Source organism: Umezawaea sp. (assembly GCF_057122925.1).
Map to the genome: position 1 here is coordinate 1 of NZ_DBNGPQ010000001.1, position 20549 is coordinate 20549.

The window sequence follows — 20549 nt, forward strand, 5'->3', positions numbered from 1 at the left end:
GTCGGTCTTGCCCATCTCCACGAACCGGCCACCGGGACGCACCAACCCCAGCGAGCCGTCCACGAACTCCCGCGCCAGCGAGTTCAGCACCACGTCCACCGACGGGAACGACGACACGAACCCCAGATCACGCGACGACGCCACGTGCTCGTCATCCAGACCCAGCTCGCGCAGCACCCCCCACTTGCCGGGACTCGCCGTCGCGAACACCTCCGCACCCCAGTGCCGAGCGAGTTGCACCGCCGCCATCCCCACCCCACCGGCGGCGGCGTGCACCAGCACCGACTGTCCGGGGGCGAGCCCGCCGAGGTCGGCGAGGCCGTAGTAGGCGGTCAGGTAGGCCACCGGCACGGACGCCGCGACCTCGAACGACCAGTGGTCCGGGATGCCGACCAGCATCCGGTGGTCGGCGACCGCCTCGGGGCCGAACGCGCCGGTGAACAGGCCCGTGACCCGGTCGCCCGGCACGAGGTCGCGCACGTCCGCGCCGACCTCCAGCACCACGCCCGCGGCCTCGCCGCCGATGGTGGCGGCACCGGGGTACATCCCCAGGGAGATCAGCACGTCCCGGAAGTTCACGCCCGCCGCCCGGACCGCCACCCGCACGTCGGTCGCGGCGAGCGGTTCGGCGGTGACGGGCAGCAGCTCCAGCCCGTCCAGCGTGCCGCCGCGGACGGACGTGAGCCGCCACAGCGGCGAGCCTGCGGGAGGGGTGAGCGCCGCGCTCGTGGCGGCCCTGGCCAGCCGGGGCACGAGCAGGCCGCCGCCGCGCACCGCGACCTCGGGCTCGTCGGTCGCCAGCACGGCCGACAGCACGTCGTGGGACGGGCCGGAGTCGGCGTCGACCAGCACGAACCGGCCGGGGTGCTCGGCCTGCGCCGAGCGGACGAGGCCGCGCACGGCCGCCTGCGCCAGATCGGTGACGTCCTCGGCCACCTCGGTGCTCACCGCGCCGCGGGTCACCAGGACGAGCCGGGAGTCCGCGAACCGCTCGTCGGCCAGCCACGCCTGGAGCAGGCGCAGCGCGTCGTGGCTCGCGGCGCGGACCGCGTCGGCGTCGCCGCCGCCGGTCGCGCAGGCGTGCACCACCACGTCGCCCTCGACGGAGGCCAGGTCCTCCACGGAGGCCAGTGCCGTCCACCGGACCGGCTCGGCGGGCTCGGCGGCGAGCGGCGTCCAGTCGACCCGGAAGAGCGAGTCCGGCCGCGCGGGCGCGGGTCCGGAGACCGCGACCGGCCGCGACACCAGCGACCGCACCGTGGCCACGGGGGCTCCGACGCCGTCCGCGACCTCCAGGGTCACGCCCTCCGGGTCGGCGGGCAGCAGCCGGACGCGCAGCGTCGACGCGCCCACGGCGTGCAAGGAGATCCCGGTCCACGCGAACGGCAGCAACCCGCCCTCGGAGCCCGCGGCGGCGGCGTTCACGTGCAGGGCGGCGTCCAGCAGGGCCGGGTGCAGCCCGAACCCGGCGACGTCGACCCCGTCCGGGACCGCGACCTCGGCGAACACCTCGTCGCCCCGGCGCCACGCGGCGCGCAGACCCCGGAACGCGGGCCCGTAGCCGTAGCCCGCCGCGGCCAGGTCGTCGTACAGGCCGTCGGTGGGGACCACCTCCGCGCCGGGCGGCGGCCACTGCGCGAGGTCGAACCCGGCCGGGCTCGCGCCCCCGGCGAGCACGCCGCTCGCGTGCCGCGTCCAGCCGCCGTCGGACTCGTCGGGCCGGGAGTGCACGGTGAACGCCCTGCGGCGGCCGTCCTCGGGGTCGAGGCGGAGCTGGACCTGGACGCCGTCGCCGCCGGTGAGCACCAGCGGCGACTCCAGGGTCAGCTCCTCCAGCAGGTCGCAACCGACCTCGTCGCCCGCGCGCAGCGCCAGCTCGACGAAGGCGGTGCCGGGCAGCAGGACCGTGCCGCTCACGGCGTGGTCGGCCAGCCAGCCGTGCGTGCGCGTCGACAGGCGCCCGGTCAGCAGCACGTCACCCTCGGGCAGCCGGACCGCGCCACCGAGCAGCGGGTGCCCGGTGGCCTCCAGGCCGACCGAGGACACGTCGCCGGTGCCCGTGCCGGAGTCGAGCCAGAACCGCTCGCGCTGGAACGCGTACGTCGGCAGCGCGATCCGGCGGCCTCCGCGCACGGCGGGCGTCCAGTCGACCGCGACACCGCGCACCCACAGCTCCGCCGCCGAGGTCAGGAACCGCTCCAGGCCGCCCTCACCGCGCCGCAGCGACCCCGCGACCACCGCGGCGGGCGCCGAGTCCTGCACCGCGCCCGTCAGCACCGGGTGCGCGCTCATCTCCACGAACGCGCCGACCCCGTCGGCCACCAGCGCCCGCACCGCCGACTCCAGCTCAACCGTCTGCCGCAGGTTGCGGTACCAGTACTCGGCGTCGAGCGCCGCGGACTCGACGAACGCCGTGTCGGAGGTGGAGTAGAACGGCACGCGCGGCACGAGCGGGCGCACCGGCCCGAGCACGTCGAGCAGCTCGCCGCGCAGCGCCTCCACGTGCGCCGAGTGCGACGCGTAGTCCACCGGGACGCGCCGCGCGCGGACGCCGTCGGCCTCGCAGGCCGCCAGCAGCTCGTCGAGGGCCTCGGCGTCGCCGGACACCACGATCGCCGTGGGCCCGTTGACCGCCGCCACCGACAGCCGTCCCGGCCACCGGCCGATCAGCTCGCGCACGCCGTCCACCGGCAGCGCCACCGACACCATGCCGCCGGTGCCGGACAGCCCGAGGATCGCCCGCGACCGCAGCGCCACCACCCGAGCGCCGTCGGCCAGCGACAGACCACCGGCCACCACGGCGGCGGCGATCTCGCCCTGCGAGTGGCCGACCACCACGGAGGGTTCGACGCCGTGGGAGCGCCACACCTCCGCGAGCGACACCATCACCGCCCACAGCACCGGCTGCACGACGTCGACCCGCTCCAACGCCTCCGCGTCCGACAGAGCCGCGATCAGGTCCCAGTCGACGAACTCGGCCAACGCCGCCGCGCACTCCGCCATGCGCGCCGCGAACACGGGTGAGTGCTCCAGCAGCTCCACGCCCATGCCGACCCACTGCGACCCCTGGCCGGGGAACACGAAGGCGACCCGAGGGGCGTCGGCGCTGAGGCCGTGGACGACGGCGGGGTCGTCGGAGGTGAGCGAGGTCAGGCCGGACACCAGTGCGGCGCGGTCGGCTCCGACGACCACGGCCCGGAACGGCAGGGCGGACCGGGTGGTCGCGAGCGAGGCCGCGACGTCCACCTCCCGCTCACCCCCCACGGAGGACAGCAGCCGTTCGGCCTGCGCGCGCAGCGCGTCGCGCGAGGTCGCGGACAGCACCCACGGCACCACGGCGGGACCGTCGTCCGGTGCCGGTTCGGACTCGACCGGACCGGCCTCCTCGATGATCACGTGCGCGTTGGTGCCGCTCATGCCGAACGACGACACGGCCGCGCGGCGCGGGTGCCCGTTCGCCTCCCACGGGCGCGCCTCGGTCAGCAGCTCGACCGCGCCCGCCGACCAGTCGACGTGGGTGGTCGGCCGGTCGACGTGCAGCGTCCTGGGCAGCAGCCCGTGGCGCAGCGACAGGACGACCTTGATGACACCGGCGACCCCGGCCGCCGCCTGCGAGTGCCCGATGTTGGACTTGACCGACCCCAGGTACAGCGGCGTGGACCGGTCCTGGCCGTAGGTCGCCAGCAGCGCCTGCGCCTCGATCGGGTCGCCGAGCCTCGTCCCGGTGCCGTGCGCCTCCACGGCGTCCACGTCCGACGTGGACAGTCCCGCGTTGGCGAGCGCCGCCTTGATGACGCGCTGCTGCGACGGGCCGTTCGGGGCCGTCAGGCCGTTCGACGCGCCGTCCTGGTTCACCGCCGAGCCGCGGATCACGGCCAGCACCTCGTGGCCGTTGCGGCGGGCGTCCGACAGCCGCTCCAGCACCAGCACGCCGACGCCCTCACCCGCGCCCATGCCGTCGGCCGTCGTCGAGAACGCCTTGCACCGGCCGTCCTCGGCCAGGCCGCGCTGACGGCTGAACTCGACGAACAGCGCGGGCGTCGACATCACCATCACGCCACCGGCCAGCGCCAGCGAGGACTCGCCCTGGCGCAGCGACTGCACCGCGAGGTGCAGCGCCACCAGCGACGACGAGCACGCCGTGTCCACCGTGACGGCCGGCCCCTCGAACCCGAAGGTGAACGCGACCCGGCCCGACACGACGCTCGCCGAGTTGCCGGTGATCAGGTGGCCCTCGACGGACTCCGGCACGTCCGCCATCGCCGCCGCGTAGTCGTGCCCGCTCAGGCCCGCGAACACGCCGGTGCTGGTGCCCCGCAGCGACACCGGGTCGATCCCCGCCCGCTCCAGCGCCTCCCACGACGTCTCCAGCAGCAACCGCTGCTGCGGGTCCATGGCCAGCGCCTCGCGCGGCGAGATCCCGAAGAACGCCGCGTCGAACGCGCTCGCGTCGTGCAGGAACGCGCCCTCGCGGACGTAGCTCTTGCCCGCCCGCTCGGGATCGGCGTCGTAGAGCCCGTCGAGGTCCCAGCCCCGGTCGGTCGGGAAGCCCGACACCGCGTCGCCCTCGTCGACGAGCAGCCGCCACAGCTCGTCCGGTGAGGAGACGCCGCCGGGGAACCGGCAGCTCATCGCGACGATGGCGATGGGTTCGCTGAGCTTGCGGCTCTGCCTGCGCAGCCGCTCGTTGTCCTTCAGCGACGCCCGGAGCGCTTCGACCAGTTGCTCGTTCGAGGTAGTCATCTGTTCCCAGTCCTCTGGTTCCCGCTCAGGAGTCGGTCGTGTCGAGCGCCCGCTGCACGAGGCTCGCGACGTCCATGTCGTCGAACAGGTCGGCGCCGTCGTCGGTGTCCGCGTCGGGCGCGGGCTCCGGTTCGGGCAGCAGGTCCCCGCGCAGCCGGGCGGCGAGCGCGGCCGGGCTCGGGTGGTCGAAGATCACCGTGGCGGGCAGCCGCAGCCCGGTCGCGCCGTTGAGCCGGTTGCGCAGCTCCACCGCGGTCAGCGAGTCGAACCCGAGTTCCTTGAACGCCCGGTTCGCGCCGACGGTCCCGCTGTCCGCGTGGCCGAGCACCGCGGCGGCGTTGGAGCGCACCAGGTCCAGCAGCACGCGGTCGCGTTCGGGCTCGGCCAGCCGCTCCAGCCGCTCGACGAGCGACGCGCCGCCCGGCTCGGCCGCGGTGACGGCGGTCCGCCGCGCGGTCGTCCGGACGAGGCCGCGCAGCAGCGACGGCACGACACCGGAGTCGGCCTGGGCGCGCAGCGCCGCCGTGTCCAGCCGGGCAGGCACCAGCAGGGTCTCGTCCAGCCGTCCCGCGGCGTCGAACAGCGCCAGCCCCAGCTCGTTGGACAGCGGCACCACACCGCCCTTGGCCATCCGCCGGAGGTCGGCGTCGGTGAGGTGGCCGGTCATGCCGCTGGCCTCGCCCCACAGGCTCCACGCGAGGGACAGCGCGGGCAGGTCGTGCGCGCGGCGGTGCTGCGCCAGCGAGTCGAGGACGACGTTGGCCGCCGCGTAGTTGCCCTGCCCCGGCCCGCCGAAGGTGCCCGCGGCCGAGGAGAACAGCACGAACGCCGACAGGTCCGCGTCCCGCGTCAGCTCGTGCAGCGCGAGCGCCGAGTCCACCTTGGACCGCAGCACCGAGGTGACCTGCTCCTCGGTCAGCGATTCGACCGTCGCGTCGTCGAGCACACCGGCCGCGTGCACCACGGCGGTCAGCGGCCGGTCGGCCGGGACCCCGGCGAGCACCGCGGCGAGCGCGTCGCGGTCCGCGACGTCGCAGGCGGTGACCACGACCCGTGCGCCGAGGGCCGTCAGCTCCTCCGCCAGGCCCGGCGCGCCGTCCCGGCCGCTGCGGCTGAGCAGCAGCAGGTCGCGCACGCCGTGCTCGGTGACCAGGTGGCGGGCGAGCAGTCCGCCCAGCACGCCGGTCGCGCCGGTGAGCAGCACCGTGCCGCCGTCGTCCCACCGGCCCGGCACGGTCAGCACGACCTTGCCGACGTGCTTGGCCTGGCTGACGAACCGCAGCGCCTCCGGTGCCCGCCGCACGTCCCACGTGCGGACGGGCAGCGGTCGCAGCACGTCGCGCTCGAACAGCCCGACGATCTCGCGCAGCATCTCCTGGATGCGGTCCGGTCCGGCCTCGACGAGGTCGAAGGCCCGGTACCGCACGTCGCCCACCGCCCCTGGGTCGCGGACGTCGGTCTTGCCCATCTCCACGAACCGGCCACCGGGACGCACCAACCCCAGGGACTCGTCCACGAACTCCCGCGCCAGCGAGTTCAGCACCACGTCCACCGACGGGAACCCCGCGGCGAAGCCCAGTTCCCGCGAGGACGCCAGGTGCTCGTCGTCCAGCCCGAGGTCGCGCAGCGCGTCCCACTTGCCGGGGCTCGCGGTCGCGAACACCTCCGCACCCCAGTGCCGAGCGAGCTGCACCGCCGCCATCCCGACACCGCCGGCGGCGGCGTGCACCAGCACCGACTCACCGGACCGCAGCCCGGCCAGGTCCCGCAGCGCGTAGAACGCCGTCAGGAACACGATCGGCGTCGAGGCGGCCCGCACGAACGACCAGCCCGCGGGCACCGGGGTCAGCATCCGGTGGTCCGAGACGCCGAACCGCGCGAACCCGCCCTGGAACAGGCCCATCACCCGGTCGCCGACGCGCGGGGAGTCCACGCCGTCGCCGACCTCCACCACGACACCGGCCGCCTCGCTGCCCAGCAGCGCCCGGTCCGGGTACATGCCGAGGGAGATCAGCGCGTCGCGGAAGTTCACGCCCGCCGCCCGGATCGCGACCCGGACCTCCCCGGCTGCCAGGGGGAGCGTCGAGTCGGGGGCGGGCACCGGCCGCAGGTCCTCCAGCGTGCCCCTGGTGCCCGCGTCGAGCCGCCACGGCGTGCGGTCGTCGGGCAGCACCAGCGAACCGCCCGCCACCGCCTTCGCCAGCCGGGCCGCGCGCACCCGGCCGAACCGCACCGCGAGCTGCGGTTCGCCGGTCGCCAGCGCGGACGGCACCACGTCGGCGGAGGCCGCGTCGTCGAGGTCCAGCAGCACGAACCGGTCCGGGTTCTCCGACTGCGCCGAGCGCACGAGCCCCCACACCGCGGCGTGCGCCAGGTCCGGCACGTCCTCGCCGGGCAGTGCGCCGATGGCCCCGCTGGTCACCAGCACCAGCCGCGAGCCCGCGAACCGGGTGTCGGCGAGCCAGCCCTGGAGCAGGCGCACGGCCGACAGGGTCGCGGTGGCGGCGTCGACCGGCGCGTCCGCGACGAACGGCGCGAGCACGGTGCCGGGCACGGGAGCGCCCGCGTCGACGGCCGCGACCAGCTCGGCGAGGTCGAGGAAGGTCGAGCGGCGCGCGGCGAGCGCCTTCGTCACGCCGTCGCCCGCGCCGAGGACGGCCCAGTCGTCGGTGGCCGTCGGCTCCTCCGGCGCGGCCAGCGGCGTCCAGGCCACCCGGTGCAGCGAGTCGAACACCCCGTCCGCCTGCCGGGCCGCGGCCGGGCGCAGGACCAGGGAGTCGACCGCGACCACCGGCGCACCGGTGGCGTCGGCCGCCAGCAGCGAGACGTGGTCCCCGGCGCGCGAGAGCCGGACCCGCAGCGCGGACGCGCCCGCGGCGAACACCCGGACCCCGTTCCAGGAGAACGGGAGCAGCGCCTGGCCGTCGTCGGGCAGCAGGTCGCCGAGGCCGAGCGCGTGCAGGCACGCGTCGAGCAGGGCGGGGTGGACGCCGAAGCCGTCGACGTCGGCGCCCTCCGGCAGCGCGACCTCGGCGAAGACGTCCCCGTCGCGCCGCCACGCCGCCCGCACCCCCCGGAACAGCGGCCCGTAGCCGAGGCCGCGCGCGGAGAGGCCGTCGTACAGGGAGTCGACCGCGACCGGCGAGGCGCCGACCGGCGGCCACTCGGCCAGGTCGTCCCCGGCGGGGGCCGGGGCCGTCGCGAGCACACCGCTCGCGTGCCGCGTCCACCCGTCGGCGTCGTCGGAGCGGCTGTGCACGGACACCGGCCTGCGGCCTGCGGCGTCCGGCGCGGACACCCGCACCTGGACCCGGTGCGCGGCGGCGGCCCGCAGCACGAGCGGCGCCTCCAGGGTCAGCTCCTCGACCAGGTCGCAGCCGGTCTCGTCGCCCGCGCGCACGGCCAGGTCGAGGAAGGCCGTGCCGGGCAGCAGGACGGCGTCGTGCACCTCGTGGTCGGCCAGCCACGGGTGCGAGCCCGTCGAGAGCCTGCCGGTCAGCAGCACCTCGTCGGTGTCGGCCAGTTCGACCGCCGCGGCGAGCAGCGGGTGCCCGGTCGTGCCGAGCCCCGCCGCGGTGACGTCACCGGTCCCGGTGGCGGCGGTGACCCAGAAGTCCTGCCGCTGGAAGGGGTACGTCGGCAGGTCCACCGGTCGGCCCGCCTCGACCAGCGGGCACCACGAGACGCGCACGCCCCGCGTCCACAGCTCGGCCGCCGACAGCAGGAACCGGCTCAGGCCCCCGTCGTCGCGCCGCAGCGAGCCGCCGACCACCGCGAGCCCGTCGGCCGACTCCACGGTGTCCTGCACCGCCGTGGTCAGCACGGGGTGCGGGCTCACCTCCAGGAACGCGCCGACGCCGTCCTCGGTCAGCGTGCGCACCGCGGGCTCCAGCCAGACGGTCTGCCGCAGGTTCCGGTACCAGTACTCGGCGTCCAGCGACGTCGGGTCGACGTAGCGCTGCTCGACCGTGGAGTAGAACGGCACGTCGGCGCGGCGCGGCACGACGGGCGCCAGCACCTCGGCCAGCCGCTCGCGCAGCGCCTCCACGTGCACCGAGTGCGACGCGTAGTCCACCGGCAGCCGCCGGGCGCGCACGCCGTCGGCCTCGCACACGGCCAGCAGCGCGTCCAGCGCCGCGACGTCACCGGACACCACGGTCGCCGCCGGACCGTTGACGGCCGCCACCGACAGCCCCGCGTACCGCGCGGTCAGCGCGCGCACGTCGTCGGCGGGCAGCGCCACCGACACCATGCCGCCGGTGCCGGAGAGCGCGAGGATCGCCTGGGACCGCAGGGCGACGACGCGCGCGGCGTCGTCCAGCGACAGCGCGCCCGCGACGCAGGCGGCGGCGATCTCGCCCTGGGAGTGGCCGACCACCGCGGCGGGCTCGACGCCGTAGGAGCGCCAGAGCTCCGCGAGCGACACCATGACGGCCCACAGCACGGGCTGCACGACGTCGACCCGCTCCAGCGCCTCGGCGTCGGCGAGGACGTCGAGCAGCGACCAGTCGACGAACGGCGCCAGCGCGAGCGCGCACTCGGCCATCCGGTCGGCGAAGACGGGTGCGGAGGCCAGCAGGTCCACCGCCATGCCCGGCCACTGCGACCCCTGGCCGGGGAAGACGAACACCACGCGGTCGTCGCCGCGCACGGCCTCGCCGCGCGCCACGGCGGCGGCGGGCTCGTCGCGGGCCAGGGACCGCGCGCCGTCGAGCAGCGCGGCGAAGCCGCGGCCCACCACCACGGCCCGGTGCGCGAACGTCGACCGCGACAGCACCAGCGACCGGGCGACGTCCAGCGCCTCGACGTCCTGACCGTCCACCCGCGACACGAGCTGCCCGGCCCGCTCCCGCAGGGCTTCCCGCGACGCGGCGGAGAACACCCAGGGCAGCACGGCCGGGGCGGTCGCGGGGTCGGCGTCGGCAGGCGGTTCCTCGGCCTCCTCGATCACGACGTGCGCGTTGGTGCCGCTGACGCCGAACGCGGAGATCCCCGCGCGGCGGGGGCGGTCGCCCCGGTCCCACGGTCGGGCGTCGACCAGCACCTCGACGGCGCCCGCCGTCCAGTCCACGTGCGAGGTGGGCCGGTCGACGTGCAGCGTCCTGGGCAGCACGCCGTGCCGCAGCGCCTGCACCATCTTGATCACGCCCGCCACGCCCGCGGCGGCCTGCGTGTGCCCGATGTTGGACTTCACCGACCCCAGCCACAGCGGGGTCTCGCGGTCGCGGCCGTAGGTGGCGAGCAGCGCCTGCGCCTCGATGGGGTCGCCGAGCTTCGTGCCGGTGCCGTGCGCCTCGACGGCGTCGACGTCACCGGGCTCCAGGCGCGCGTCGGCGAGCGCCTGGCGGATCACGCGCTCCTGCGACGGTCCGTTGGGCGCGGTGAGCCCGCTGCTCGCGCCGTCCTGGTTGACCGCGCTGCCGCGGATCACCGCGAGCACGCGGTGGCCGTTGCGCCGGGCGTCCGAGAGCCGTTCCAGCACCAGGACGCCGACGCCCTCGCCCCAGCCCGTGCCGTCGGCGGCCTCGGCGAAGGCCTTGCAGCGGCCGTCGGCGGCGAGGCCGCGCTGACGGCTGAAGTCGATGAACGCGCCGGGCGTGGCCATGACGGTCACGCCGCTCGCGAGCGCGAGCCCGCACTCGCCCGCGCGCAGGGACCGGGTCGCGAGGTGCACGGCCACCAGCGACGCCGAGCACGCCGTGTCGACGGTGACGGCCGGGCCCTCGAAGCCGAACGAGTAGGAGATCCGGCCGGACAGCACGCTCGCGGAGTTGCCGGTGCCGACGTAGCCGCCCAGGTCCTCCGCGGCGGCGTTCACCAGCCCCGCGTAGTCCTGGCCGTTGGTGCCCGCGAAGACCCCGGTCCGGCTGCCGCGCAGCGAGGCCGGGTCGATGCCCGCCTGCTCCAGCGCCTCCCACGAGGTCTCCAGCAGGACGCGCTGCTGCGGGTCCATCGCCAGCGCCTCGCGCGGCGAGATCCCGAAGAACCCGGCGTCGAACGCCCCCGCGTCGCGCAGGAAGCCGCCTTCGCGGGTGTAGGACGTGCCCGCGTGCGCGGGGTCCGGGTCGTAGACCGCGTCGAGGTCCCAGCCGCGGTCGGTCGGGAAGCCGCCGACGGCGTCACCGCCGGATTCGAGCAGGCGCCAGAGGTCGTCCGGCGTCCGCACGCCACCGGCGAACCGGCAGGCCATGCCGACGACCGCGATCGGCTCGGTCTCGACCGCCTCCAGCTCGCGCACCCGCTGACGCGCCCGGTGCAGATCGGCGGTCACTTTCTTGAGGTACTGGACGACCTTTTCTTCCTGCTGCATTCCAACACCTTTTGTCAGCGAGGCGGAGAAACGTTCCACCAGCGCGATGAGGCCACTTCGACTTCACTCGCGGAAGTCGAAGTGGCATTCACCACCCCAGTGAGAATGAAAGGGTTAGGGCGTGGGCGGCACGGTCGGAGTGGTGCCGATCACCTTGGTCTGCGCGGCGACCGAAGGTTCGTCCTTCGGAACGCACGCGAGCACCGTGTCCATCCACGTCCGCAATTCGAACGAGGCGGGCGTGAACTTGTAGACCCCGGTCTTCTCGGGGATGACGGTCGCCTTGCCGCCGGTGAGGACGGCCAGCTCGCCGACCGGCACCGCGGTGGGGTTGGTGAGCCCCGTGGCGGTGACGACCCGGCTCTCCGGACCCGTGACCCTGATGGCGACGGTGCCCTTGACGCCGTTGGCCGGTATCTCCACCGGCGTGGGCCTCGCGGGCTCCAGCACCACGGCCAGCGGGATCGGGTCGAAGAGGTTCGCGTACTTCGGCGCCGTGATCGTGAGGTTCCACGTGCTGTCGCCCGCCGGGAACGGCGGCTCGGTGCACGAGTAGACCGCGGAGCTCGTCGCCTGGACGTCGGCACCCGCCGGGCCGATCAGCACGACGCTGGCCGCCGCTGCCGCCACCGCCGAGACGAAGGCCGTCCCCACTCGTACCTGCATTTTGTTCATTACGAATCCTTACGATCGTTCGAGTCCCGACCGAAAGCTACTTGGCACTCCCCCAACACCTCACCCCTCATTCTCCGAGAGGTCCCCCTAGACCACCCCTACCAACCCCTACTGCGCGAAAAAACTCTTATTCACACAGGATCGACAACAGTCCGACGCTCTTTTTCGGTACGGTCCGTCCGGTGGGTGTGGATTGTGCCGCGCCCGGCAGCGGTTCGCCGTTCAGGCACGAAACGTTACAAATCCGGCAACTTTCCGATCGGGGTGGGACATGACCCGAACACTGCTTCGCATCGACGGTGACCCCGTCGCCTCGGGCGTCGTACTCGACGACCGGCCCGTGCACGTCAAGCCGAAGGTCGTCGGCGTGGGCACGGCCACGCCGCCGTTCTCCTACACGCAGCAGGAAGTGCTGGACATCTTCAAGGTCGAGGACCCCCGGATCCGGTCGGTCTTCCTGAACAGCGCGATCGACCGCCGGTTCCTGCACCTGCCGCCGGAACTGCCCGACGGCACCCGGTCGACCGAGACGCAGGGCGAACTGCTCCGCAAGCACCGCGAGGACGGCATCGACATGGGCGCGCGAGCGCTCCAGGCGTGCCTCAAGCAGGCCGACGCGACGCTCGACGACGTGCGCTACCTGTGCTGCGTCACCACGACCGGCTTCCTGACGCCCGGCTTCAGCGCCCTGCTGATCAAGCAGCTGGGCCTGCGCCCGGACACCAGCAGGCTCGACGTGGTCGGGATGGGGTGCAACGCGGGCCTCAACGGCCTCAACGCGGTGGCGGGCTGGGCCAGCGCCCACCCCGGCGAGCTGGCCGTGATGGTGTGCGCGGAGGCGTGCTCGGCGGCCTACGTGTTCGACGGCTCGATGCGCACCTCGGTGGTGAACAGCCTGTTCGGCGACGGCTCCGGCGCGGTGGCGCTCCTGGCGGAGGAGGGCGGCGAGAAGCCGGGGCCCACGATCCTCAAGTTCGCGAGCTGCATCATCCCCGAGGCCGTGGACGCGATGCGCTACGACTGGGACGACGAGCAGGGCAAGTTCAGCTTCTTCCTGGACCGCGAGGTGCCCTACGTGGTGGGCGCCCACGCGGAGGTCGTGTTCGACCGCCTGCTCGCGGGCACGGGTGTGCGCCCCAGCGACATCTCGCACTGGATCGTGCACTCGGGCGGGAAGAAGGTCGTCGACTCGGTGATGGTCAACCTCGGCCTCACCCGGCACGACGTCCGGCACACCACCGGTGTGCTGCGCGACTACGGGAACCTGTCGAGCGGCTCGTTCCTCTTCTCCTACGAGCGGCTGCTCCAGGAGGGCGTGGTCGAGCCGGGCGACTACGGGATCTTCATGACGATGGGGCCCGGCTCGACCATCGAGACGGCGCTGCTGCGGTACTGATCCGGCGAGGGCCGGGCAAGGTGGTGGGGAATTGTCTTCAGGCGGTACGCGGTCCGATCTGGGCGACCGCGCGGACTTCTACCTCGACATCGACAGCGGATGGGTGCTGTCGCCGTCGCTGATCGCGTCGGTCGAGGAGCTGTGCGACAACGTGGAGGACACGGCCGCGGACACCGCGGTCGTGCTGCGGCTGGGTGGTTCGCCGAACGACGGCGGTGGACCGGGCGACGTCGGCGTCCACCTGGTCAACAAGTGGGAGCGGGCGCTGCGCAGGCTGGAGCGGCTCGCCGCGGTCACCATCGCGGTGGCCGACGGCGACTGCTCCGGGGTGGCGCTGGAGGCGCTGCTGTCGTGCGACTACCGGATCGGCACGCCGGGCCTGCGGCTCGCGCTGCCGGTCGCGGCGGGCGAGCCGTGGCCCGGCATGGTGGTGCACCGGCTGGCGAACCAGCTCGGCGTCGCCAGGGCGCGCCACCTCGTGCTGTTCGGCTCCGCGATCACCGGTCGCCGCGCGGTGGAGCTGGGGATCCTCGACGAGCTGACCGAGGACGTCGACTTCGCCGTCGAGGCGCAGACGGCGCTGGCCCGCGGCCTCGCCGGGACGGAGCTGGCCATCCGGCGCAGGCTCCTGATGGACGCGACGACCACGAGCTTCGAGGACGCGCTGGGCACGCACCTGGCGGCGTGCGACCGGACCCTGCGACGGGCGAGCGGGGAGAGCGCGCGATGACGGCGGACAGCGCGGTGGACACCGACGTCGAGCGCTGGGTGGCCGGGTCCCCCTCCCCGACCGGGGACCCGGCCACCGACGCCGCGGCGCTGCGGCGTCACCTCGACCGGGGTGAGGAACTGCTCGCCGCGCTCGGTCCGGCACCGGACCGCTCCCCCGACCAGCGGCGGGTCGCGGACGCGGTGCACCGCGCGAGCCGCTGGTCGCGCGCGGGTTTCCTGCGCGCCAACGCGACCGCGGTCTACGACGAGCTGACCGACCACCGCACCCTCCACCTGAGGCTGGACGAGCTGGTGGCGCGCGCGGCGGAACTGGTGCCGGGTCTCGTGCCCGGTCCGGAGCAGCTCGCCGAGGAGCTGCGGTTCCCCCAGGCGCACAAGGAAGGCCGGGAGATCGACCAGGCGGTCTTCTTCAGCGAGCTGCTCCGCCTGCCCGACGTGGGCGCGCACCTGCTGGACGCGATGCGCCGCCCCACCCCCCGCGCCCTCGGGCTGCTGGCGGAGTTCGGGCGCGTCGACGAACTGGACCTGGGCACCGTCCGGGTGCTGCGGCACGACGGCGTGGCGCACCTGACCATCCACAACGAGCACTGCCTCAACGCCGAGGACAACGCGCTCGTCGAGGACCTGGAGACGGCGGTCGACCTGGTGCTGCTCGACGACGACGTGCGCGTGGGGACGCTGCGGGGCAGCGAGATGACGCACCCGAGGTACCGGGGCAGGAGGGTGTTCAGCGCGGGCATCAACCTCAAGCACCTGCACCAGGGGCGGATCTCCTACGTCGACTTCCTGCTGCGCCGCGAACTGGGGTTCATCAACAAGCTCAAGCGCGGGCTCGTCCTGGAGGACAGCCCGCTGACCTGGCCGCGGCGGACGGCGGAGAAGCCGTGGGTCGCCGCCGTCGACACCTTCGCGATCGGCGGCGGGATGCAGCTGCTGATGGTGTTCGACAAGGTGGTCGCGGGGGCCGACGCGTTCTTCAGCCTGCCCGCCGCGCAGGAGGGCATCGTGCCGGGCGCGGGCAACCTGCGGATCGGCGAGCTGACCGGTGGCAGGCTCGCCAGGCAGGTGATCTTGGGCGGGCGGACGATCCGGGCGGGCGAACCGGAGGCCCGGTTCGTCTGCGACGAGGTCGTGGAACCGGATCAGGTCGGGGCGGCCCTGGAGCGCGGCGCGCGGGCCCTCGACAACGCGGCGGTCGTCGCCAACCGCAGGATGCTGAACCTCGCGGACGAGTCCGCCGACCGGTTCCGCGAGTACATGGCGGACTTCGCGCTCGCCCAGGGGTTGCGGCTCTACAGCCAGGACGTGATCGCCAAGGTCGGGCGGTCCTGGTCCGGGGAGGGGACGCGGTGAAACCCGTCGACGCGCTGCTGGCCGTGCTGCGGGAGGAGGGCGTGACCAAGGTCTTCGGCAACCCCGGCACCACCGAGCTGCCGCTGGTCGACGCGCTGGTCGACGCCGACGACCTCGACTACGTGCTCGGCGTCCAGGAGGGGTCGGTCGTCGCGATGGCCGACGGCTACGCCCGCGCGACCGGGCGGCCCGCGTTCCTCAACCTGCACGTGGCGGCCGGGCTGGCGAACGGGCTCGTCGGCCTGCTCAACGCCAGCCGGTCGCGGACCCCGCTGGTGGTGACCGCGGGCCAGCAGGACCGCAGGCACCTGGTGCACGACCCGATGCTCTCCGGTGACCTGGTCGGCCTGGCCAGGCCCGCGGTGAAGCACGTGTTCGACGTGCAGCACGCGCACGACCTGCCGCTGCTGCTGCGCCGGGCGTTCGCGCTGGCCGTGCGGCCGCCCGCGGGGCCGGTGTTCCTGTCGATCCCGATGGACCTGCTGGCCGAGGACGTCGACGTGGACCTGCCCGCGAGGTCGGTGATCGCGCCGCAGGGCGCCGCGTCCTCGCTGGACGAGGCGGCGGCGCTGCTGGCCGGGGCGCGCGACCCGGCGATCGTGGCGGGTGACGGGGTGGGCCGCGACGGCGCGGTCGCCGAACTGGTGGCGCTCGCCGAGGCCCTGGGCGCCACGGTGTTCTCCCAGCCGATGGCGGACGGGATCGACTTCCCGACCTCGCACCCCCTCCACGCGGGCGGCCTGCCCCCGGTCTACGCGCGCATCCGCGAGGCGCTGGCCGGGCACGACCTGGTGTTCATCGTGGGGTGCCACGCGTTCATGGCGCACCACTACACGCCCGGTTCTCCCGTTCCCGAGGGCACCCGCGTGCTCCAGCTCGACCCGGACCGCGCCGAGCTGGGGCGGAACTTCCCGGTGGAGCTGGGCCTCACCGGCGACATCAGGTCCACGGTGGACGCGCTGGTGCGGAAGCTGGCGGGCGCGCCGACCGGAGCGGCCGAGCGGACCGCGGTGATCGGCGCACGGGTGCGGGCCCGCCGCGCCGAGGTCGACCGGGCGGCGCTGGCGGAGTACGGGCCCGCGCCCCTGAGCCCGCTCGCCGCCGCGCACGCGGTCGCGGCCGGGCTGCCCGCGGACGCGGTGGTGGTCGAGGAGGCCATCACGACCGGCGTGCACCTGAGGTCCGTGCTGCGCCAGGACCGGCCGCGCTCCTACGTGCACACCGTCGGTGGCGGGCTCGGCTCCGGCATCGGCGCGGCCGTCGGCACCAGGATGGGCGACCCCACCCGCCCGGTGGTCGCCGTCCTCGGCGACGGCTGCACGCTGTTCGGGTTGCAGGGGCTGTGGAGCGCCGCGCGGTACGGCGTGCCCGTGACGTTCGTCGTGATGAACAACGGCGAGTACCGCACCCTGAAGGAGACGCTGGACTCCTGGGGCAGCCGCGCCACCAGGGCGGGCGAGTACCCCGGTCTCGACCTCGGCCGCCTGGACTTCACGGTGGCGGCCGGGTTCTTCGGCGTGGACGCCGTCCGCGTCGCCGACGCCGCCGAGCTGGTCGAGGTCGTCGCGAAGGCGGGGCAGCGGACCGCGCCGCTGCTGGTCGAAGTGCCCATCACCGGACATCCCCGAGGAGCAGCCGAATGACGCGCCTGGTCACCCCCACCGCGGCCGGGCCGGACACCCGCGCCGTGGTCGAGCCCGCGACCGGCGAGGTGCTCGGCGGCGTGGCGCTGTCCGACCCCGACGACGTGCGCGCCGCGGTGGCCGAGGCCGCCGCGGCGCACCCCGCGTGGGCCGCGACGTCCCCCGTCGAGCGCGCCGCCGTGCTGCGCCGGGCCGCGCGGGTGCTGGAGGAGCACACCGACGAGGTCGTCGAGTGGATCGTGCGGGAGTCCGGCTCCATCCGGGCCAAGGCCGCGGGCGAGGTCGCTTCCGTGCTCGACGAGCTGTGGGTGGCGGCGTCGCTGCCCACGCAGCCGCACGGCGAGCTGTTCGCGGACCCGTCGGGCAGGCGGAGCTTCGGGCGGCGGGTGCCGCTCGGGGTCGTCGGGGTCATCAGCCCGTGGAACGTGCCGCTGCTGCTGGGCGTGCGCGCGGTGGCGCCCGCGCTCGCCCTGGGCAACGCCGTCGTGCTCAAGCCCGACCCGAACACGCACGTGTCCGGCGGCCACGTGCTGGCCGCGCTGTTCGAGCGGGCCGGTCTGCCCGACGGTGTGCTGCGGGTCGTCTCGGGCGACGCCGAGGCGGGCCGGGCGCTGACCGGGCACCCGGACGTGCGGATGATCGCGTTCACCGGGTCGACCGCGGTCGGCAGGCGGATCGGCGCCGAGGCGGGCGGCGCGCTGAAGCGGGTGTCGCTGGAACTGGGCGGCAACAACGCGCTGGTCGTGCTGGACGACGCGGACCTCGACCTGGCGAGTTCGGCTGGCGCGATGAGCTCGTTCTTCCACCAGGGCCAGGTGTGCATGGCGGCGGGCAGGCACGTGGTGCTGCGGGAGGTGGCCGACGAGTACGTGGACCGGCTGGTCCGGCGGGCGGAGAAGCTCGTCGTCGGCGACCCGTGGCGCGCCGACGTGGCGCTGGGACCGCTGATCACCCCGGCCCAGCTGGAGCGGGTGGACGGGATCGTCCGCGACACGGTGGCGGCGGGCGCGGTGGTGCGGACCGGCGGCACGCACGACGGCCCGTTCTACCGGCCGACCGTGCTGACCGGGGTCACCGCCGACATGCCCGCGTTCACCGAGGAGGTCTTCGGCCCGGTCGCCCCGGTGATCGTGGTGGAGGACGAGGACGAGGCCGTCGAGGTGGCGAACCGCACCGAGTACGGGCTGGTCGCGGCCGTGTGGACCGGGTCGGTCGACCGCGGGCTCGCCCTGGCGGACCGGCTCGCCACGGGCATGGTGCACGTCAACGGCGAGACGATCTCCGACAACGCGTTCGTGCCGTTCGGCGGCCGGGGCGCGTCGGGCAACGGCAGCAGGCACGGCGCCGGGCAGAGCTGGGACGAGTTCACCCAGTGGCAGTGGCTGACCGTGCGGGCCGAGCCGATCCCGTCGCTGTTCTGAGGAGACCGGATGCCGTCCACGGTGGACTTCGAGAAGATCGGGCACGTCGCCCACGTGACCCTGAACCGCCCGGCCGTGCTGAACGCGATGAACCTGCGGATGCACGAGGAGCTGGGCGAGGTCTGGGACGAGTTCGAGCAGGACGACGACCTGTGGGTTGCGGTGCTGACCGGTGCGGGCGACCGCGCGTTCTCCGTCGGCCAGGACCTCCGGGAACTGGCCGACCGCGACGAGAACGGCACCGCGCGGCCGAGCACGTTCGGCAGCAGGGGCAAACCGGGGTGGCCGCGGCTCACCGAGCGGTTCTGGCTGACCAAGCCGGTGGTCGCGCGGGTCGACGGCTACGCGCTCGGCGGCGGGTTCGAACTCGCGCTGGCGTGCGACGTCGTCGTCGCCAGCGACCGCACCACGTTCGGACTGCCGGAGGCCAAGCTGGGGCTCGTGGCGGGGGCGGGCGGGGTGTTCCGGCTCACCCGCCAGCTCCCGTTCCGCACCGCCCTGGGCCACCTGATGACCGGCCGCGACCTGACCGCCACCCGCGCGTACGAACTGGGGCTGGTCAACGAGGTCGTGCCACCGTCCGAACTGGACGGCGCGGTCGACGCGTGGGTGGCCGACCTCCTGCGCTGCGCCCCGCTCGCCGTCCGCGCCATCAAGGAGGCCGCGCACGCGTCCGTGACGATGCCGCTGCGGGACGCGTTCGCGACCAGGTACGAGTGGGAGGAGCGGCGGATGCACAGCGAGGACGCCGTCGAGGGCCCGCGAGCGTTCGCGGAGAAGCGCGAGCCCCGCTGGCAGGCCCGCTGACGTGACCGGGTGGGACCGTGTCGCCCGCCCGGTTCCCGCGGCGGCTCGATCGTCAGCGGGCCTCGCTGAGCCGGGACGCGCGCAGGAGGTCGAGCTGGTCGGCACCGCTGGTTCCCCCGGCCGCCGTGTAGGTGACGATGCGCAGGTCGACACCGGGCACGGTCAGCACGTCGCAGTCCAGGGTGACGTCACCCAGCTCGGGGTGGCTGATCGTCTTGAGGTCGCCGGTGAGCTGTCCCATGCCCGCCACCGACCACAGCTCACCGAAGAAGGGCGAGGCCGCCCGCAAACCGTCCACGAGCGCCGCCAGCTCCGGGTCGGCCGGGTAGCGCGAGACCGCTTCGCGCAGGTCCGCGACGATCGCGGTCTCGAACGCGTACGGTCCGGCCGTCGAGGTGACCGGGCGCAGGTGCCAGCGGCCCTCGCCCGTGCCGAAGAGGGCGCGGGCCAGGTTGCGCTCGGCGGGCGGCAGACCGGACGGATCGCCGTGCAGGGCCGTCCACATGTCGTTCCACCGCAGCAGGCTCCAGTCAGCGGCGAACACGCCGATCGGGAGGTCCCCGAGGCGGTCGACGAGGCGGCGGATGCTCGGCGGCACGTGGGTGCCGACGGTCTGGTCGCGGGGCGCGAGCAGACCCGCGGCGCGGAAGAGCTGGTCGCGTTCGGCAGGCGAGAGCCGCAGCGCGCGGGCCAGGGCCGAGACCACCTGGACGGACGGGTTGGTCGCCCGGCCCTGCTCCAGCCGCAGCACGTACTCGTGGGAAAGACCGGCGAGCTCGGCGAGCTCCTCGCGGCGCAGGCCGGGGGCGCGCCTGCGCGCCGACCGGGCGTAGCCAGCGTCAGCCGGGTCGAGGCGGTCGCGCCACCCGCGCACCAGGGCACCGAAGCTCAGGTCGCTCACCCCTCCATGGTCGCACCCGACGCACCCTGCACCACGGTCACCATCCGGGCGAGCGCTGCCCGCATGTAGCGGGTCCAGAGCGGCTTGAACGGCCCGGCGACGATCCAGCGGCGGCCGGGCAGCGGGCGGAAGTCGTAGGTCCACCGGATCGACGTGCCGGTGCCGTCGGGCAGGAACGACCACTCGCCGCGCACCCCGGAGACCAGCTTGGCCAGCACGTTGGTGAACCCGCTGAGCTCGTAGGCGAACCCGTGCCCGTCCACGACCTCGGTGAGCCGCTCGTCGGCCTTGGAACCGTCGGTGAACCAGGTCTGGCGCGAGGTCCCCGGCCGGTCCCAGGCGCCGGTCTGGTCGCGCACCTCCGCGACACCGGGGAACGGCCCCCACGCCTTGAACACCAGGGGGAGGTCGATCGGCACGACCACCCGGTGGGTGTGGGCGGGGCTGGACGTCGTACGGGCGAAAACGGTGATCGGAACGCTGTTCTTCGTCATGCCACGAGCATCGCGGCCCGCGCCCGCCCGAGGCAGACACCTGTCAGTACATACCTTCGCCGTGCCGCCTTCCG

General features: G+C 74.5%; 11 protein-coding genes. 6 read left to right on the top strand and 5 right to left on the bottom strand.

The genetic code is table 11. The features are described from left to right. From AC156L_RS00005 to AC156L_RS00015, 3 genes are all read right to left on the bottom strand, one after another. The coding region (locus AC156L_RS00005; protein ID WP_484406500.1) for a beta-ketoacyl synthase N-terminal-like domain-containing protein at positions 1–4722 on the bottom strand (4722 nt) is incomplete at its 3' end. Positions 4723–4768: 46 nt separating this feature from the next. Beyond that, complete coding sequence (locus tag AC156L_RS00010; protein WP_330878887.1) at positions 4769–11053, bottom strand: type I polyketide synthase; 6285 nt, start codon at positions 11051–11053, stop codon at positions 4769–4771. Between the two features lie 114 nt (positions 11054–11167). After that, positions 11168–11728, bottom strand: coding sequence for a hypothetical protein (locus AC156L_RS00015; protein ID WP_330878888.1), 561 nt, complete (start codon positions 11726–11728; stop codon positions 11168–11170). 271 nt (positions 11729–11999) lie between these two features. On the opposite strand from AC156L_RS00015, the gene dpgA reads away from it, so the two are divergent. From dpgA to dpgD, 6 genes are read left to right on the top strand one after another with little or no spacing between them, the layout of a single operon-like run. Continuing rightward, positions 12000–13124, top strand: a complete 1125-nt coding sequence (dpgA, locus tag AC156L_RS00020) for a 3,5-dihydroxyphenylacetyl-CoA synthase DpgA (protein ID WP_330878889.1) — start codon at positions 12000–12002, stop codon at positions 13122–13124. A gap of 31 nt (positions 13125–13155) precedes the next feature. Then, entirely contained in the window at positions 13156–13854 is a 699-nt protein-coding gene (gene dpgB / locus AC156L_RS00025) for an enoyl-CoA-hydratase DpgB (RefSeq protein ID WP_330878890.1), read from the top strand. Then, entirely contained in the window at positions 13851–15209 is a 1359-nt protein-coding gene (gene dpgC, locus AC156L_RS00030; RefSeq protein WP_330878891.1) for a (3,5-dihydroxyphenyl)acetyl-CoA 1,2-dioxygenase DpgC, read from the top strand. Before dpgB ends, dpgC begins: the two co-directional genes overlap by 4 nt. Beyond that, positions 15206–16852 carry a thiamine pyrophosphate-binding protein gene (locus AC156L_RS00035; RefSeq protein WP_330878892.1) on the top strand — a complete coding sequence of 549 codons (1647 nt, stop codon included), beginning with the start codon at positions 15206–15208 and terminating at the stop codon, positions 16850–16852. The genes dpgC and AC156L_RS00035 overlap by 4 nt, the downstream gene beginning before the upstream one ends. Further along, positions 16849–18273: an aldehyde dehydrogenase family protein gene (locus AC156L_RS00040; protein WP_330878893.1), complete on the top strand. Its 1425-nt coding sequence runs from the start codon at positions 16849–16851 to the stop codon at positions 18271–18273. Before AC156L_RS00035 ends, AC156L_RS00040 begins: the two co-directional genes overlap by 4 nt. Positions 18274–18282: 9 nt before the next feature. Further along, on the top strand, positions 18283–19080 hold the full coding sequence (gene dpgD, locus AC156L_RS00045) for an enoyl-CoA-hydratase DpgD (protein ID WP_330878894.1): 798 nt from the start codon (positions 18283–18285) through the stop codon (positions 19078–19080). A gap of 52 nt (positions 19081–19132) precedes the next feature. Here dpgD and AC156L_RS00050 read toward each other — a convergent pair whose 3' ends face one another. Both AC156L_RS00050 and AC156L_RS00055 read right to left on the bottom strand, forming a co-directional pair. Then, on the bottom strand, positions 19133–19981 hold the full coding sequence (locus AC156L_RS00050) for a helix-turn-helix domain-containing protein (RefSeq protein WP_330878895.1): 849 nt from the start codon (positions 19979–19981) through the stop codon (positions 19133–19135). Next, a complete protein-coding gene (locus AC156L_RS00055) occupies positions 19978–20475 on the bottom strand; it encodes an SRPBCC family protein (protein ID WP_330878896.1) in 498 nt (165 codons plus the stop codon). The genes AC156L_RS00050 and AC156L_RS00055 overlap by 4 nt, the downstream gene beginning before the upstream one ends. Positions 20476–20549: the final 74 nt, after the last annotated feature.

Excerpts from the sequence above, each read along its gene's own strand:
- AC156L_RS00010 (WP_330878887.1), bottom strand. The coding sequence starts at position 11,053 with ATGCAGCAGGAAGAAAAGGTCGTCCAGTACCTCAAGAAAGTGACCGCC.
- AC156L_RS00015 (WP_330878888.1), bottom strand. The coding sequence starts at position 11,728 with ATGAACAAAATGCAGGTACGAGTGGGGACGGCCTTCGTCTCGGCGGTG.
- dpgA (WP_330878889.1), top strand. The coding sequence starts at position 12,000 with ATGACCCGAACACTGCTTCGCATCGACGGTGACCCCGTCGCCTCGGGC.
- dpgC (WP_330878891.1), top strand. The coding sequence starts at position 13,851 with ATGACGGCGGACAGCGCGGTGGACACCGACGTCGAGCGCTGGGTGGCC.
- AC156L_RS00040 (WP_330878893.1), top strand. The coding sequence starts at position 16,849 with ATGACGCGCCTGGTCACCCCCACCGCGGCCGGGCCGGACACCCGCGCC.
- dpgD (WP_330878894.1), top strand. The coding sequence starts at position 18,283 with ATGCCGTCCACGGTGGACTTCGAGAAGATCGGGCACGTCGCCCACGTG.
- AC156L_RS00055 (WP_330878896.1), bottom strand. The coding sequence starts at position 20,475 with ATGACGAAGAACAGCGTTCCGATCACCGTTTTCGCCCGTACGACGTCC.